This is a genomic window from Salicola sp. Rm-C-2C1-2, assembly GCF_040196175.1.
Taxonomy (GTDB): domain Bacteria; phylum Pseudomonadota; class Gammaproteobacteria; order Pseudomonadales; family Oleiphilaceae; genus Halospina.
This window is the reverse complement of record NZ_JBEFNF010000003.1, coordinates 182,047-196,926: the sequence shown is the minus strand read 5'-3', so window position 1 is coordinate 196,926 and position 14,880 is coordinate 182,047. Positions and strand designations below refer to the sequence as shown.

16 protein-coding genes are annotated in these 14,880 nt (G+C 58.6%); 6 read left to right on the top strand and 10 right to left on the bottom strand.

Going from position 1 to position 14,880, the window contains the following annotated elements:
• Positions 1-48 precede the first annotated feature (48 nt).
• The 3 genes from AAF659_RS08050 to AAF659_RS08040 are packed head-to-tail and all read right to left on the bottom strand — an operon-like array spanning position 49 to position 3,226.
• Positions 49-1,026 (bottom strand): CobW family GTP-binding protein, encoded by a 978-nt coding sequence (locus AAF659_RS08050; RefSeq protein WP_349751215.1) that lies wholly within the window; start codon positions 1,024-1,026, stop codon positions 49-51.
• Positions 1,023-1,487 (bottom strand): cupin domain-containing protein, encoded by a 465-nt coding sequence (locus tag AAF659_RS08045; protein WP_349751214.1) that lies wholly within the window; start codon positions 1,485-1,487, stop codon positions 1,023-1,025. The genes AAF659_RS08050 and AAF659_RS08045 overlap by 4 nt, the downstream gene beginning before the upstream one ends.
• A complete protein-coding gene (locus AAF659_RS08040) occupies positions 1,487-3,226 on the bottom strand; it encodes a potassium/proton antiporter (RefSeq protein WP_349751213.1) in 1,740 nt (579 codons plus the stop codon). Before AAF659_RS08040 ends, AAF659_RS08045 begins: the two co-directional genes overlap by 1 nt.
• Positions 3,227-3,381: 155 nt before the next feature.
• Here AAF659_RS08040 and AAF659_RS08035 point away from each other — a divergent pair, with 155 nt between their 5' ends.
• The 4 genes from AAF659_RS08035 to AAF659_RS08020 all read left to right on the top strand — a co-directional run bounded on the left by AAF659_RS08035 (position 3,382) and on the right by AAF659_RS08020 (position 5,443).
• Positions 3,382-3,768, top strand: coding sequence for a hypothetical protein (locus AAF659_RS08035; protein WP_349751212.1), 387 nt, complete (start codon positions 3,382-3,384; stop codon positions 3,766-3,768).
• Between the two features lie 34 nt (positions 3,769-3,802).
• Positions 3,803-4,525, top strand: coding sequence for a metallophosphoesterase (locus AAF659_RS08030; RefSeq protein ID WP_349751211.1), 723 nt, complete (start codon positions 3,803-3,805; stop codon positions 4,523-4,525).
• 8 nt (positions 4,526-4,533) lie between these two features.
• Positions 4,534-5,049: a L,D-transpeptidase family protein gene (locus AAF659_RS08025; RefSeq protein WP_349751210.1), complete on the top strand. Its 516-nt coding sequence runs from the start codon at positions 4,534-4,536 to the stop codon at positions 5,047-5,049.
• A gap of 100 nt (positions 5,050-5,149) precedes the next feature.
• On the top strand, positions 5,150-5,443 hold the full coding sequence (locus tag AAF659_RS08020) for an Lpp/OprI family alanine-zipper lipoprotein (RefSeq protein WP_349751209.1): 294 nt from the start codon (positions 5,150-5,152) through the stop codon (positions 5,441-5,443).
• Positions 5,444-5,482: 39 nt separating this feature from the next.
• Here AAF659_RS08020 and queE read toward each other — a convergent pair whose 3' ends face one another.
• Entirely contained in the window at positions 5,483-6,145 is a 663-nt protein-coding gene (gene queE, locus AAF659_RS08015) for a 7-carboxy-7-deazaguanine synthase (protein ID WP_349751208.1), read from the bottom strand.
• The gene (queC, locus tag AAF659_RS08010) at positions 6,145-6,807 is read right to left on the bottom strand and encodes a 7-cyano-7-deazaguanine synthase QueC (RefSeq protein WP_349751207.1); all 663 of its coding nucleotides are present in this window, start codon (positions 6,805-6,807) and stop codon (positions 6,145-6,147) included. The genes queE and queC overlap by 1 nt, the downstream gene beginning before the upstream one ends.
• A 368-nt stretch (positions 6,808-7,175) precedes the next feature.
• Between queC and AAF659_RS08005 the strand changes: the two genes are divergently transcribed.
• Positions 7,176-7,421, top strand: a complete 246-nt coding sequence (locus AAF659_RS08005; RefSeq protein ID WP_349751206.1) for a hypothetical protein — start codon at positions 7,176-7,178, stop codon at positions 7,419-7,421.
• Between the two features lie 26 nt (positions 7,422-7,447).
• Here AAF659_RS08005 and AAF659_RS08000 read toward each other — a convergent pair whose 3' ends face one another.
• From AAF659_RS08000 to AAF659_RS07990, 3 genes are read right to left on the bottom strand one after another with little or no spacing between them, the layout of a single operon-like run.
• Complete coding sequence (locus AAF659_RS08000) at positions 7,448-7,831, bottom strand: response regulator (protein WP_349751205.1); 384 nt, start codon at positions 7,829-7,831, stop codon at positions 7,448-7,450.
• A gap of 52 nt (positions 7,832-7,883) precedes the next feature.
• Complete coding sequence (locus tag AAF659_RS07995) at positions 7,884-8,435, bottom strand: hypothetical protein (RefSeq protein ID WP_349751204.1); 552 nt, start codon at positions 8,433-8,435, stop codon at positions 7,884-7,886.
• Between the two features lie 23 nt (positions 8,436-8,458).
• The gene (locus tag AAF659_RS07990; RefSeq protein WP_349751203.1) at positions 8,459-11,983 is read right to left on the bottom strand and encodes a response regulator; all 3,525 of its coding nucleotides are present in this window, start codon (positions 11,981-11,983) and stop codon (positions 8,459-8,461) included.
• 102 nt (positions 11,984-12,085) lie between these two features.
• On the opposite strand from AAF659_RS07990, the gene AAF659_RS07985 reads away from it, so the two are divergent.
• Entirely contained in the window at positions 12,086-13,186 is a 1,101-nt protein-coding gene (locus tag AAF659_RS07985; protein WP_349751202.1) for a hypothetical protein, read from the top strand.
• 15 nt (positions 13,187-13,201) lie between these two features.
• Here AAF659_RS07985 and AAF659_RS07980 read toward each other — a convergent pair whose 3' ends face one another.
• Both AAF659_RS07980 and AAF659_RS07975 read right to left on the bottom strand, forming a co-directional pair.
• Complete coding sequence (locus AAF659_RS07980; protein WP_349751201.1) at positions 13,202-13,462, bottom strand: hypothetical protein; 261 nt, start codon at positions 13,460-13,462, stop codon at positions 13,202-13,204.
• 97 nt (positions 13,463-13,559) lie between these two features.
• Entirely contained in the window at positions 13,560-14,879 is a 1,320-nt protein-coding gene (locus AAF659_RS07975) for a serine hydrolase domain-containing protein (protein WP_349751200.1), read from the bottom strand.
• Position 14,880: the final 1 nt, after the last annotated feature.

The window sequence follows — 14,880 nt, the reverse complement described above, 5'->3', positions numbered from 1 at the left end:
CGCAGCCGGAAGGCCCCGCCATGGTCGAAGATGAGTCGAGCACAGCCGCTAACCCTGGACCACAATAGCGCTCAGTTTTTGATCCAGGTCGGCAACATCCGGTGGAGCATCCATGATGATCTCAAGCCGGCTTTCCCGACCGCGATCAACGCTGGTCTCGCTCAGCGCATCACCGGCCATATTCAGTGCTACCCAGCCCTGATCCGTACGCATCACCCCTTTGATGCGACGCCAGCTGCCACTATGACAGAGCGCCTGCAGGCCCTGATGGTCAAAACAGTAGTCCGGACTGATCCGCCAGCCACAGCTGTAATGGCCATTACCACTGTTGCGGAATCGCTGCCAGGGCTGTTCGGAAAGCGGCAGTTCGACGTTAGATTCCGGGCCATGGTGGTGGCCATGGGCATGGGGATCCTCCGCCTGACGATCACTATGGGACTTTGTGAGCCAGTCCAGTTCCAGACGCCCCTGAGCGGTTTCAGCCACCAAGGCTTTGGATGGTTCAAAAGCACCGGCCCATTCGTGGAACCGGGCCCGATCCGCGTCAGTGCACAGATCGCATTTATTGGCGACAAGTACATCCGCCACTGCCGCCTGATCCCGGAAGTGAACATTGTTCAGAACCCGTTCTTCGGCCAGGCGACGCGGATCGATCAGGCAGAGCACGGATCTCAGGTGAAGCACTCCGTCATAGCTGCCACCGGTCAGGGTGTCGATAACCTGACTGGGGTGACCCAGACCAGTGGGCTCAATCAGCAGCCGGTCCGGCTTCTCCCGCCGGATCAGCTCATTCAGCGCCACTTGCATGGGCAGACCCGCAACGCAGCACATGCAGCCACCCGGCACTTCACGTACGGCAACGCCACCGGCTTCCATCAAGGCACCATCAACGCCAACCTCTCCGAACTCATTCACCAGAACGGCCCAGCGCTCGCCTTCCGGGCGCCTCTGCATCAGATCCATGATGGCGGTGCTCTTGCCCACGCCCAGGAATCCCAGAATCAGATGTGCGGGGATACTGCTCATCGTACAAGCCTTCGGATCAGCCGCTCATCCTCTGGAAAAGCCGCCATCAGAGCTTGCGGATCACCCCATTCAAAATCCTCAAAATCAAAGCCCGGGCTCACAGTGCAGCTCACCAGAACGTAACCGGTCTCGGGCGCGGGCTCAGCGGCAAACCAGGTATTGGGCTCAATGGTCAGCGTCAGCTCTGACTGGCTGCCGAGCTTGTGGCTGGCAATGCCGTTGTCGTCAGCGCAGTGGACGAGGACCGGCCCGCCTGCGTGCCAATGCCAGAGCTCATGGCTGCGCAGCCGGTGCCAAGCGCTGTACTGCCCCTGTTCGAGCAGATAATGGATCGCCGTCATGGTCGGTCGGCTGCCATGCTCAGTGCGTACATTAATCGGGCTGGCGAAGAAACGACGATACCAACCGCCCTCCGGGTGGGGTGCCAGTCCCAGTTCCTGTTTCCAGTGTTCTGCGTCCATTATGGCTCCATGTTTTGCACGTTGGCGCTACGGCTGTGCAGATTCAGGCCAACACGGGTTACTTCATCACCGGAGACAGCTTTGGCCACCAGTTTGATTGGCCCCATCCGCAGCTTGTCACCGACGACCGGATGCCCGTGGGCCCTGAGAAAACACCCTGACAGCGTTTCGGGGGGATCATAGCCGGAAATGTCGATGCCATAGAAGAGCTCCACATCGCCAACCGTGGCGTCACCGTTGAGAACGAACTCGCCGAAGAACTGACGATCCTCGAGTGGGCTGGTGCGCGGATGGGTATCAAAGAGCTTGCTCATCTCCTCCAACTGGCCGGGCGCTGCCATCAACGCGACCAGATCCCCCTCAGCCAGTTCCGTCTCCGCCTCAGGATGGAACAGCTGTGAATCGCGGAAGACACCGGCGCAGATCACATGTCGGGGCAGCTTCAGTTCACTGAACGGCAGCGGTTCACGCCAGCGTTCCCCGGTTAGCTCAAAAACCATCAATTCGTGGTCACCGGAGCCCGGAAGATCCAGTGGCAGACGGCGGCGCGGCTCCTGCCCCGAAGGCACCTCCAGCCGCAGGCGGTGGGCTAGTGGCGCCAGCGTTGTGCCCTGAACCAGTAATGATACCAGCACCACACAAAAGGCAATATTGAATAACAGGTGCGCGTGCTCAATGCCCGCCATAACTGGAAAAAGTGCCAGAACGATGGGCACCGCGCCGCGCAGCCCAACCCAACTGATGAAGATCTTTTCGCGGGTATGGAAACCAAAGGGCCAGAGTGTTGTCACAACGGCAATGGGTCTTGCCAGCAGAATCAGTACCGCGGCAATAGCCAGCCCCGGAACCAGTAGATCCACCAGCTCGGAAGGCGTGACCAGAAGTCCAAGGAGCAGGAACAGTGACATCTGCGCCAGCCACGCCAGCCCGTCATGCATCTGCAGCACAGCCGGCAGCATCCGGATCCGGCGGTTGCCCAGCACCACGCCACAGAGGTAAATCGCCAGAAAACCGCTGCCCCCCAGGCTGTTGATCCCAGCAAATACCACCAGCCCACCCGAAGCTACCAGCAGTGGATAAAAGGCGGGCACCAGCTGCACCCGGTTAATCAACGCCGCAATCAGACGCCCGCCCAAAAGGCCACCGGCCACACCCAGCCCGAACTGTTGCACCAACAGCCAGAGACTTTCGAGCACCGGTGCTCCGTCACTGTTCTGGATGAACGAGAGCAAAACCAGGGTCAGGAAGATCGCCATGGGGTCGTTGCTGCCGGACTCAATCTCCAGCGTGGCGCTAACCCGGTCATTCAGGTGGAGCCCTCGCCCCTGAAGCAGTGAGAATACGGCAGCCGCGTCCGTAGAGGACACTATCGCTCCCATCAGAAGCGCCACAGCCAACGGCAGATCAAACAGCCAGACCGCGGCAATGCCTGTTAGCCCCGCCGTAATCGCCACACCGAGAGTCGCCAGACCCAGTGCTGGTTTGAGGCCAACACGGAAACTCCCATGGCGGGTTCTAAGCCCACCATCCAGCAGTATGATCGCCAGCGCCAGATTGCCGACCAGAAAGCCGGTTTCAAAATCATTGAACGACAAGCCACCCGGCCCCTCCTCACCGGCCAGCATACCGATGGCGAGAAACAGCAGCAGCAACGGCATCCCTACCCGGCTGGACAGGGGGCTGAGCAGAATACTCAGGCTGAGCAGCAGACCAATGAACAGCAGCAGGTCAGTGGTCAATCCAAACCCCCGTGAAAACCTGTTTGACGCTTCTTTAAGTACAATGACTTCATACGATCATGATTTCAGTTTGAATACGGGGCGTATTACCCTTAAAAAGGCTGAATGGAACCGTCCATCAATCCAACAGTCTCAGCAACCTGGAGAACCCCTCTATGACCAACGAGGTACTGGTTCTGGACGTGCGCTTCGCCGTTCACCAGCTCAGAAGCACCGACCTGGTCCCCGCTGAGGTCTTTCGCACCCCCTATTACTGGATCGGGCGCACAGGAGGGTTTCTCTCGCTCATCTGTGACGAATCGCTGTCACTGCCTGCCGCGGATACTACCATTGGCTGGCGCTGCCTCAGTATCCGCAATGGCGATCCGGTTCTGCCGGAGGTAGCACAGAACCTGCGCAGCAGCGGCATCGATTTTGTGCCTCTGCCTTCCGGGGCCGGCGCCTACGGGCTGATTCCGGAACAACAGCTGTCCAAGGCCCGCGCCCGGCTTGAGGCATCAGGCTACCGGCTTAGGGACCACGTCAGCACAGGTTCCGACTGAAGTATGTTTTTATCACCCTGAGTTCCCGCACATCATGCACGACCTGACACAGCATCGCTATTTCCGACGCAACCAGCGTGGTCGCGATTTCATTGTCAGTGACCTTCACGGTCGCCTGGATCGACTCGATCACCGACTGGAACAACAGGCATTCGATCCGGACCGCGACCGGCTGTTCGCCGTGGGCGATCTGGTTGACCGCGGCGACAACAGCGCAGCCCTGATCGAGCGTCTGGAGCAACGCTGGTTCTTCAGCGTGCTTGGCAATCATGAACTGATGCTGCTGGACGCGCTGGCGGATCCCGCCGACAGAATGCTGCACGAACACAACGGCGGACTCTGGTTCCACCGTCAACCCTCTAGTGCGCAACACTATCAAAGCGGTGTTCTCCGCCAGCACCTGTCGCTTGCGTTCACCATTGAAACCATGAACGGCAGTGTCGGCATCGTACACGCAACCGCCCCCTCAGACTGGCGCACTGTCCAGGAAGTTGCGCTTGGTGACGGCCAGTGGGAAGAGCTGGTCTGGGATCGAGCCGACTACACCCAGGCTCTGAAAGTACCCGGTATGATTCCCCCGGTACGCCATGTAACCCGCGTGGTTCACGGCCATGTATCCTGTGAGCAGCCGGTGAACGCGGCCAATCGTTTCTGGATTGACACGCTCTACCGGGGTGGCGATATTACCCTTATCCCTATTCCGGCACTGCTCGGCATTCCAGAACACCAGCGCTCCAGCTCCGGCTTAACCCCGTAGAGATGATAATGCGCCTATCCACAAAAGCCGTCATTTTTCTACTGTGCCTGCTGCCTATCATTATGCCGGCACCGTCAGGAGCAACCAGTGAGAGCGTGGCGCCGGCAGACCGGGTTCTGGTGATCAAGAGCGAGCGCCAGCTGTATCTGATCCGTGATGGCAAACGAATTGCGCGCTTCCGTATTTCGCTGGGACAGCAACCGCAGGGACATAAGCTTTCCGCCGGTGACAACCGCACTCCCGAAGGCAAGTACACCCTGGACTGGCGCAATCCCAACAGCGACTTCTACCGCTCCCTGCATATTTCCTACCCCAGCCCTGATGATCGCCGCGAGGCCCGCGCGTGGGGGCTGGATCCTGGTGGCAACATCATGGTGCACGGCCTCCCCAATGAAGCAGGCGATCTGGCTTTTGCCTTTGAGGGGCTCGACTGGACAGATGGCTGCATCGCGGTCAACAACCGCGCAATGGATCGAATATGGCGCCGGGTTGAAGTCGGCACCCCTATTGAGATACGGCCGTAAAAAACGGTTTTCACAAAGGGACACTTTGATACACTTACGGTGGCAAGGGCCCCGGACACTGAGCCCACCGAACATCAACCCGAACAAAAAGGGGATCACTATGAAAAAACTGACGCTTGCCAGCGTTGCAATCACTGCGGTTGCACTGGGCGGTTGCGCAACCACCGATCAGGACGCGCGTAACACCGCGGACGACGCTCTGGACACTGCCAACGATGCTATGAGCACGGCGGAAAGCGCCGATAGCAGTGCCTCGAATGCCCAGACACGGGCGGACGAAGCCTATGACATGGCCGAGAAAGCACTCGAGCGCGCCAAGAGTGCCGAGCAATCGGCTGAGCAGGCCAATGAGCGCGCCAAGCGCATGCTGGATCGTGCTACCGGCAAGGAATAAGCCGCTTACCGGAAGCCGCCGAAGGGCGGCTTCGTTTGTTCACCCAATCCCCACCATCTTGTGCATCTGCACACTCAGTCGCCAACGCGGATTCGCCATGCAGTAACGGATAGCCTCACGCGTGCTTGCATCTCTTACCAGATCCCGCTCCGCCTCTGCATGTGGGGATGACATGGGCGAAAGCAGCCGTGCCTGTGCCACGATGTCATCATAGTCTTCCGGATCCTGCCCCTGCTGGGGATAAACCAGCTTGAGCTCGTCACAGTGTGTGATCCGAATGGCGGTACCCCCTTTGGGGCTGACGCAGAGCCAATCAATGCCCGGCGGGGCTGCCAACGTGCCGTTGGTCTCCACCGCCACGAAAAAGTGGCGCTGATGAAACGCCTCCAGCAGCGGTTCATCAAGTTGCAACAGCGGTTCACCGCCCGTACAGACCACCATTGGGGACTCATCCCTGCCGCCAGTCCCGGGCCAGAGCGACGCGATATGGTCGGCCAGCTGTTCCGGCGTTGCGAACACACCACCGTTCGTTCCATCTGTACCCACAAAATCCGTATCGCAGAACTGGCACACGGCAGTGGCGCGGTCCTTTTCCCGACCGCTCCACAAATTGCATTTGCTGAAACGGCAGAAGACGGCGACCCGCCCGGCCTGAAGCCCCTCTCCCTGTAGAGTGGCAAAAGCTTCCTTGATCCGGTACATCAGCGCGTTTCCTCATAGGACAGGGGATCAGTGACCCCATGGGCGGCAAAAGCCTCCAGCCGCTCGGTGCAGGCACTACAACGCCCACACGCCTGGGCACGGCCGTTATAGCAGGTCCAGGTCTGACAGTAATCCAGCCCCAAGGCCAGTCCCTCACCCAGAATCTGGCCCTTGGTCAGATGCATGAACGGCGCCTCCACCCGCACAGCCTCATAGTTGGCCACCCGCGCCACACGGTCCATATGCTCAATGAACTCAGGCCGACAATCCGGGTAGATGGCATGATCGCCACCATGAGCGCCATACCAGACCGCATCCGCCCCCCGGCTCACTGCATGGCCGATGGCCAGCGACAGCAGGATCATGTTGCGGTTTGGCACCACTGTTGCCTTCATGGTGGCCTGCTCATAATGGCCTTCCGGAACCGGTTCCGAGTCGGTCAGCGCGGAGCCGGCCAGCAGGTTCTGGATACCGGTGATGTCCACCACTTCATGGTCGATGCCCAGCGCCTGTGTCACCGTGCGCGCGCAATCAAGCTCACGCGCATGACGCTGGCCATAGTCAAAGGACAGGGCATCTACCCGCCAACCCTGCGCCAGCGCTCTGTGCAGCAGGGTGTAAGAGTCCATGCCTCCTGAATAGATTACAACAATACGACTCATCTGGATTTCCGTTACGGTAGGGCTTTTAGTGCTTCATTCTACCAACCATGGACGGGTTGCGGAGAACTCTGTAGGGACTACCCGCAGCCACCCTTGAAAAAGCCCGGCGCAAGGATACACTGATGGTATGGAGTCAAAAGGCGTATATACCATGACAACAGATGGTAACCCGGCAAGGGTGACATCCATTACGACACGAAAGCACCCGCGGACGATCGCGGGCTCCTGACCGGTATACCAGACCGGAGGGAGCCCTGCGGGGTCGCCTCCGGTCGGTCGGGCTGATGCCCTGTCCGAAAACCCGGAGGTGACCGCCTTCGGGTTTTTTTGTTGCATTGAAAATGAGCAACGCGGACAGGAGGGGTATCATGAACCAGAAAGCGAATCACAACAGTAACCACATCCGGCGCCCGGGGCGTCTACCGTTTCTGGACGCCATCTGCAAACGCCTCAATCAGCGCGTGAACCTGGAGGACGAACGCTCGGTTCTGGCTCTGTATGAACGGGGCTGGATTTTCCATGGCGTGCTGGGCACACCAAGCGAGGCGGAAAGCCGCTATATCCGCTCCCTCGCGGGCAGGTATAACTCCTGGATCCAGAAGCAGGTAGCCTGAACGCCAGCTGGCAACACAGCAGCGGCTCACGTGCCGCTGTTGTGGATCATCATGTAGTTGTTAACCACATCCTGGATTTTTTCCCGTGAATAGGGTTTGACCACATAACCGTTGGCGCCAGCGGTAATCGCCCGCTGAATGCTGTCGATGGAATCATCAGCGGTAACCAGCACTACGTGCTGTTGCCGGCTTTGCGCTTTGATTTCCTTCATGATCTCGTGGCCGTCGCGATCAGGCAGCCCAAGGTCCAGCATCACGATCTGGAAGCTGTCGCCTTTGAAGGCTTCAAGCCCGGCCTCCCCGTCGGCCGCCTCAACTACCCTGTCCACGCCCACAGCATAAAGCATTTCGGTGAGCATCTGGCGCATTGTGGGTTCATCTTCCACCACAAGAACGCTGAGATTCGTCATCGGAGTCCCCTCGCTTGTTCTCCCGCTTTGCAACTATAGCAGGCGTGCGTTTTTACGCGTCATCACGTGACATTCTCTGACTTTCTTCGTCCCTTCGCGGAAGATCAAGCTGACGCTCCCCATCTGATTCGCCCGTTTGCGACGACTCACCAGGGAACAGGACCGGATCCGGCCGCGTCAGCAGATTACTGATGCTGATAGCCGTGGTGTAGAGTGAAATGGCCACGATCAGCAGTATCGGCTGGACAAACACCACGACCCGGGGTACCTCGTCACTGGCGGTGATCAATAGCAGCACCAGGATTGTCGGCCCCAGAACCAGCAACAGTGTCAGCGCCAGAAAAAACACGATCCGCTCCCGGAAATGGCTGAGACTGTGGTCGGTCACCAGCCCGAGAACGAACTTGCCAAGCGCCAGACCACCCAGAATAGCCGCTGCAATCGAGAGATCCGGCGCTGTTAGCGTAGCCTCGGCATTGCCCTGCCAGGCGCGCGTCATGGCGATGACAGCGAACGGGAAGAGAATGAAGATCACATCCGCATAGGTCCCGTACATCATGTTAACGGTGTCGTGACTCGTACGATTATCCGCAAGCTTGTGCATGGCGTCGTCCTGTTGCTGTTTGGCTATGCCCGTCCATCCAGAGCCTGCCGGATCAATGCAGCAAGTTCTGGGTAGAGGTTAACCGCCTGGGTCACGTCCTGGGTTTTGAGGGCACGCTCCACTTCGGCGGCTTTCTCCGTGATCAGCGGGTACCCCATGGCTCCCGCCGTTCCCTTGATCTGATGAACCTGTCGCTGCAGATCCACCCACTGCTCACCCCGGATCGCGTTCTCCATAAGGTCGATACGCTCCGGTAGACCATCCAGAAACTGATCCACCAGGTGCTGCACGTCCGGGTCAATTCCGGCATCCGGCGCGGCATCTTCCAGCTCCGACCCCCCAAGGTACTTCTGCAATAGAACCCGCAGCTGCCCTGAATCAATGGGCTTGTGCAACACGCCATCACACCCGGCTTTCTGGAGTTCGTCCACTTCCGCGTCGTCACCGGCGGTGAAGGCAATAACCGGACGCCGGAAACCGGTCTGGCGCAGCATCCGGGTTGCCTCTGGGCCGTCCATCTCCGGCATGTGGCTGTCCATCAGCACCAGGTGCACGGTCTCGCTCATCGCTTTTGACACCGCCGCTGATCCGGTATCCACCGTTACAACCGTCACCCCGAAACGTCGCAGTAGCCGTTCCACCAAACGACTGTTGTCTTCGTTGTCCTCCGCCACCAGAACGGTCCCCTGATACTGCTGGACCGATTCCGTGCGCGCTTCGCTGCGCACCCGCAAGTAGCGGGCCAGGGTCTCGTAGAAACGGCGCTTGTCGATGGGTTTGGCCAGATAATCATCACAGCCCGCTTCCTGATAGTCCTCAAGGTCCTCGGCCATGACATTCGCTGTCAGAGCGACAATCGGCGTGTTGATGCCAGCCTCCCGGATGGCCCTGGCAGCGTCCCGGCCATCCATCACAGGCATCTGAATATCCATAAGAATCAGATCCCATGACTCGCCCGAAGCCCGCTCCAGTGCCTCAGCACCATTGCCCACATGCGCCACCTCGGCGCCGGTGCGGGTGATGAGGAGGTCCACCAGCTTGCGGTTTACCTCATTGTCTTCCGCCACCAGGATCCGGCCACTGAGGTGGGGCGCATGCAGCATGGGTAGCTGGCGGCGGCGATGGGTCATTTCCGAGGCATCCCGGATCAGATGCACGTCTTCCAGAGGACCACTGTCGATGGTCACCGCGAATTCACTGCCCTCGCCATAGACACTGGCCACACGGATGTCGCCACCCAGCAGTGCCGCAAGATGCTTGGAGATGCTCAGCCCCAGACCAGTGCCGCCATACTGGCGAGCTGTCGCCGCCGTGCCCTGGGCAAAGGGGTCAAACAGGCGCTCCAGATGCTCCGGCTTCATACCGATGCCGGTATCCACTACCTTTGCAAGCAGTTTTTCCTGTTCCCATTCACACTGAATCGCAATGTGAATGCTGCCCTTTTCGGTGAACTTGAGCGCATTCCCGCAGAGATTGATCAGAATCTGGCGGAAACGGGTGGGATCGGTACGGATGATTTCCGGCAGCGGGTATTCGCACTGAATGAAGAACTCCAATCCCTTTTCACGAGCCCTTGGCGTGAAGAAGGCGCGTACCTCGTCGAGCAGTTCCGGAAGATTGACGTTCAGCCGCTCTACCTCAAGCTTGTCCGCATCAATCTTCGAATGGTCGAGTATATCGTTGATCAGGTCGAGAAGGTGACGCCCGGAGCGAACCACTGTCTCAGCGCTGTCACGTTTTTCGGATTCGTTCAGATCCGGCTCCATCAGGGTCTCGCCGTAACCAATGATCGCTGCCAGCGGCGTGCGGATCTCATGGCTCATGTTGGCCAGGAACTGGCTCTTGGCAGCGGCTGAGTTACGTGCGATCTCTTTCTCCAACCGCTCGTTCTCACGCTCATTCTCAATCTCCTGACGCTGGCGGCGCTCGGTGACATCAACAAAGGTGCCCTCCAGGTGGCTGGGCTCGCCATCCTCAGTGTAAATGGTCCGGATCGAAATATTAGCCCAGCGCTCCTCGCCCTGGCAGGTCTCAAAGGTACCTTCAACACCGTGCACCTCACCTTCCTTTTCCAGCTGCCGGGTTACCCAGTGGCGAACGCTTGACTGGGAGAAACAGGCCCGCAGCGCATCCGGCACGCCGTTGATCAGCTCAGCCACGGAGCCGTAACCAAGGATGCGTGCCATCGAGGGGTTCGCATCCAGAAACCGGCAGCTGGTGGACATCTGGAAGATTCCTTCCATCGCATTCTCGAACAGCGCCCGGTAACGGTGCAGGTTGGCCACAGCCTGTTGGTTCCACTCCAGGGCCTCGCGCTGAACGATCTTTATGCGATTCGCAAATGCGAGGGACAGCAGAATGTTCTGAGCCACGAATCCGATCTGGGGCGCATGACTGGTCAGGCTATTGAGTGGGTAGTAGCCCATGACGGCGGTGCCGTAGAAGCCAACCCCCGACAGAGTACACAACCAGGACACGAAGTAGATCCCAGCACTGGGTAGCTCGTTGCGCCAGGCCCAGAAACTGAGTGCGATGATCACCACCGCCAACCCGACAGAGCCCACAACCGTCCATTCCATGGCCACGTGATAATCATGGAAAAGGCTGATCACGAGCGTGGTGATGGCCGCGTACAGGCAGAGCTTCAACACCTGGTCCAGATGGGTGGCCCGATTGCGCGTATCCAGCAGCTCCCGCGCCATCATAGTGCCGAAGATCCAGCTCAGCTGGATGTAGATGTGCAGGTACTCCTTGTGAAGCCAGGGCTGCAGCCCCCCCAATACCTGCATGCCATGCACCTGCTCGGTCATCACAAACAGCATGGCGAACAGGATGTAGGTGGTGTAGTAGATATAGCCCGGCTCGCGCACCACCAGGGTGACAAAGAAGTTATAGGCGAGGAGCGCGAACAGGGCCCCCATGAACAGCCCCTGGATCCACTCGTCCACCGCAACCTTGCCGAGATAGCTGTCCAGTTCCCACAGGTTCAGTGGCAACCGCATGGTATTGCGGGTCTCAACGCGCAGGTACAGCGTATAGCGCTTGCCCGACTCCAGGCTCAGACGATAGGTCGGGTTGGGCACTGCAAATTCACGCCCGGACCAATCCTCGGAATAGCGGTGCTTTTGCTCGGTCACCACCTTGCCCTGTTCATTGACCAGGAATAGATCCGCCTGATCGACCAGTGGTAGGACCAGTTCAATCACCCAGTCCGCCACCGGGTGGTCACCCTCGCGGTAGACAAGGTCTCGCTTAATCCAGAAAACTGATTCGGTATAGCCGTAATTGAGCACCCCACGGGTGTGCTCATTGAAAGCGGGCGTATCGCCAGCGATCACATCCTGCAGGCTGTATTCATGTGTTTCATCCTGCAGGTAACGGAAACAGCTGCCGAGATTATGGTGTTCCTCACCGTCCTCGATCACCACCGGACTGTCGAGGCAATTCCCCGGCTCCTGCGCACGAGCCCCGCCGGCTGCCAGAATCACACCAAGGCACAGGGCCAGCAGCGTAACGACCTGCCGTGCAGACCGGCTATGTGCGGGCAATCTGGCGTTCAAAACTGTGATCTCTCCAGACGCTGTGAAAGCAATAAAGCATTATGCTGTAAACCATTAGTCACCGGAAAGTATGGTCGCTGGAGTATATAGATGAAAACGCGCTTGTGTTTCAGGGCGTATCCCGCGTTTCTGGCCACTCTCCTGGCTTCAGGTCTTACCGGGTGTGAGCTCGACAGCGGCTCATCCGGCGGTGGCCCGGGCTCATGCACGGATGGTTTCACCTTTGAGGACCCGTCGGAAGAGCAGTACAGCTCACTGACCATTGACAGGGATCAGGCCACTAATCCGGCACAGGCCGATCTGGAAAAAACACTGTTCCGCCAGTTCACGCAAATTACCAAGCCGGCTGGTACGACAGCAAACAAGGAAAGTGCCACACAGGCCTATGATTTTTTCAGCCGGAAGACGGAGGGCTTTATAGGCTTCAACCAAAGTGAACTGCCAGAATACAACTCGGTGAGAAACGGTTTTGACCTTCTCGAAGCCATGATCGCCTCCGGCGACGTAGCGCCTCTTCAGACGGCCCGGGATGCTATGGTGAACTGCGTGCGGGAAGACGCTCCTGGCAGCATCAGAGTCAACACGCTGAAAGTCACTGAAACCGAGCCTTCGCAAAAGGATCGTGACACCTGGGAACTGGGCGTCAACTACGCCCACAATCCGGAACCCCTCACCGATCCCACACCCTTCGGTCCCAACGTCGCGCGCGTGGCTTTCACGCCTGAAAGCTTTGTGTTCACGCTCTACCCCAACGAGGCTTTCGAAGGCGTAGGGCCTTCATCCGGATTCAAACAGCCGAGCAAGCTGATTGCCGGATTCAACGCGGACTTCGAGGAAACCATCAATGAACAAGAAAGCGATGAAGAGGAGAGTGAGGCAGGCAACGCTGCTTCAGTAATCTTCGAATCCTTCCTTGATAATACGCAGGATGATCGGAGAAAAGACCGCAGTAAGACAGATCGATGGTCCTGGAGTTCAGAGCAGGCAACTGACGTATTCACCGGGGTGGCCAACGCGCGCTGTGTTCGGATCACTGCTTACTATGGGAGGGATAATGCCGATGACCAGGTCAAGGTTGAGCTGGACTCGAAGACCTGCCCCGGTATCAGCAGCGCGTCAGACCTCGAAAACCCTGATCATACGTTCAGCTACAGTTCAGCCAAAACGAGTATTCCGCAGGTCCGGGACTGAGCGCAGAACGCGCTCTTACCGACCGCTGCAGCTCGGGTCCATGCCCCAATGCTCCATGAAATCCCGCTTCTTGCGGATCAGGCGCTCGTAGGTACTAACGATGCTGGCGCTGTGTATGGTGGGCGATTGCCGCAGGGCGTCGACGCGGTTCTGCAACGACCTCAGCTCACGGCACAACCGCTGGTGGAGATGGTTGTGGACACTCTCGAACTGATCCAGAGCAATATCGTTCTCTGCCTCAGCTCTCATCACATCCTGTTGTTCGCTGTGTATCATAATAACCCATCCCTGACTGGTTATACTGACTACTTTTTGTGCATTGTGCCCCGGCTGTCACTGGATTGCAATAAGGTCTGAACAGAGTTTCAACGTTTTAAACACTGCTCGGGCGTCGCCTCGCCCCCTGAACGACGCCCAATGGGCGTTCAGACTCCGAAAGAACCGGAAAGCTCCTGCATACCTGATTCACAAACCCCGCCAATGCTGGCAGATGATGACCCACGATGGGGATACCGGTATTGACCAGCGACACACTGATATCGCGGCTCGGATCGGCCCAGCACCATTTGTTGATCAGCCCGACATGCCCGAAAGCCTCATCCGACTGGGAGCCCCATATCCCCACCGGAGCCGCTCCCAGCATGAAACCGGTGCTGAAGCGCATGGGAATCATCATGGTGCGGTCAATCTGCATCCGCCCGTAGGCCTGGACCGCCCCGATGACGGTCTCGCGGTCACAGATAAGGCGACCGTTCCAGGTACCGCCGTTGAGCATCATCTGGAAAAAACGCCCCATCTCCTCGGCGGTCCCGCACAGGTTGCCGGCAGGGATGATCGCCTCCTGAAAACGCGGATCATTACTGATTTCAGCTACGGTATTGATATCAGCGCCCAGCGCTCGCTCCACAATCCAGGACACCGGGAACACCAGTTTCGGGCCCGTGGCATAGTTCCAAGCGAGATCCAGAAGATCGTCGTGATCAATACCGTAAGTGAAGTAGCGCATACCCATGGGCTGGCGCAGGCGCTTATCCAGCAGCGTCGCGATGCTTTCTCCCGTGACCCGGCGCACCAGCTCGCCCATGACATACCCCCCGGTAATGGCATGGTAGGCAACGGTGCTGCCATCCGCCTCAATAGGGCGGGCATCACACAGCAGCTTCCAGATGTGCTGCTCATCCCAGAAAGCATCGATGGGCGTTCCCCTAGGCAGCCCCGGAATCCCGCCACGATGGCTGAGAATCTGTTGAATCGTGATGTGTTTCTTGCCGTTGCGGGCGAATTCCGGGCAGTAGGAACTGACCGGATCAAGGAGGTTAATGAGACCGTCCTCCGCCAGCATGTGCACCAGCAGGGCAGTCACAGCCTTGGAAGCGGAAAAAAAGCACACCGGGGTTTCCGGCGTCATGCGCACACGCGGTCCGTGCGCCCGATCCTCGGGCCCATTACCCTGGGAATGACCAAGCGAACGGTTCAAAACAAGCTTTCCCTTGTGGCGCAGAGTGATCTGCATCCCCGGATGGGTACCGGTACGGTAAAGGGTTGCTACTTTTTCCCAGACGGCATTCAGCGCCTCCGCGCTGATACCAGCATCCGCCGCTGGTTGCTCACCCTGCGTGTCCACCTCTGTAACGGAATCCAGGTCCGCCGGCACACGGCTACTGTGAAGCCGCCTCCTGAGCCATTCATGCATC

Bases quoted from the DNA above. Each gene is read 5' to 3' on its own strand.
- AAF659_RS07980 (WP_349751201.1), bottom strand. From the start codon at position 13,462: ATGATACACAGCGAACAACAGGATGTGATGAGAGCTGAGGCAGAGAAC.
- AAF659_RS07985 (WP_349751202.1), top strand. From the start codon at position 12,086: ATGAAAACGCGCTTGTGTTTCAGGGCGTATCCCGCGTTTCTGGCCACT.
- AAF659_RS08050 (WP_349751215.1), bottom strand. From the start codon at position 1,026: ATGAGCAGTATCCCCGCACATCTGATTCTGGGATTCCTGGGCGTGGGC.
- AAF659_RS08025 (WP_349751210.1), top strand. From the start codon at position 4,534: ATGCGCCTATCCACAAAAGCCGTCATTTTTCTACTGTGCCTGCTGCCT.
- AAF659_RS07995 (WP_349751204.1), bottom strand. From the start codon at position 8,435: ATGCACAAGCTTGCGGATAATCGTACGAGTCACGACACCGTTAACATG.
- AAF659_RS08000 (WP_349751205.1), bottom strand. From the start codon at position 7,831: ATGACGAATCTCAGCGTTCTTGTGGTGGAAGATGAACCCACAATGCGC.
- AAF659_RS08035 (WP_349751212.1), top strand. From the start codon at position 3,382: ATGACCAACGAGGTACTGGTTCTGGACGTGCGCTTCGCCGTTCACCAG.
- AAF659_RS08045 (WP_349751214.1), bottom strand. From the start codon at position 1,487: ATGGACGCAGAACACTGGAAACAGGAACTGGGACTGGCACCCCACCCG.
- AAF659_RS08030 (WP_349751211.1), top strand. From the start codon at position 3,803: ATGCACGACCTGACACAGCATCGCTATTTCCGACGCAACCAGCGTGGT.
- queC (WP_349751207.1), bottom strand. From the start codon at position 6,807: ATGAGTCGTATTGTTGTAATCTATTCAGGAGGCATGGACTCTTACACC.
- AAF659_RS07975 (WP_349751200.1), bottom strand. From the start codon at position 14,879: ATGCATGAATGGCTCAGGAGGCGGCTTCACAGTAGCCGTGTGCCGGCG.
- AAF659_RS08005 (WP_349751206.1), top strand. From the start codon at position 7,176: ATGAACCAGAAAGCGAATCACAACAGTAACCACATCCGGCGCCCGGGG.
- queE (WP_349751208.1), bottom strand. From the start codon at position 6,145: ATGTACCGGATCAAGGAAGCTTTTGCCACTCTACAGGGAGAGGGGCTT.
- AAF659_RS08020 (WP_349751209.1), top strand. From the start codon at position 5,150: ATGAAAAAACTGACGCTTGCCAGCGTTGCAATCACTGCGGTTGCACTG.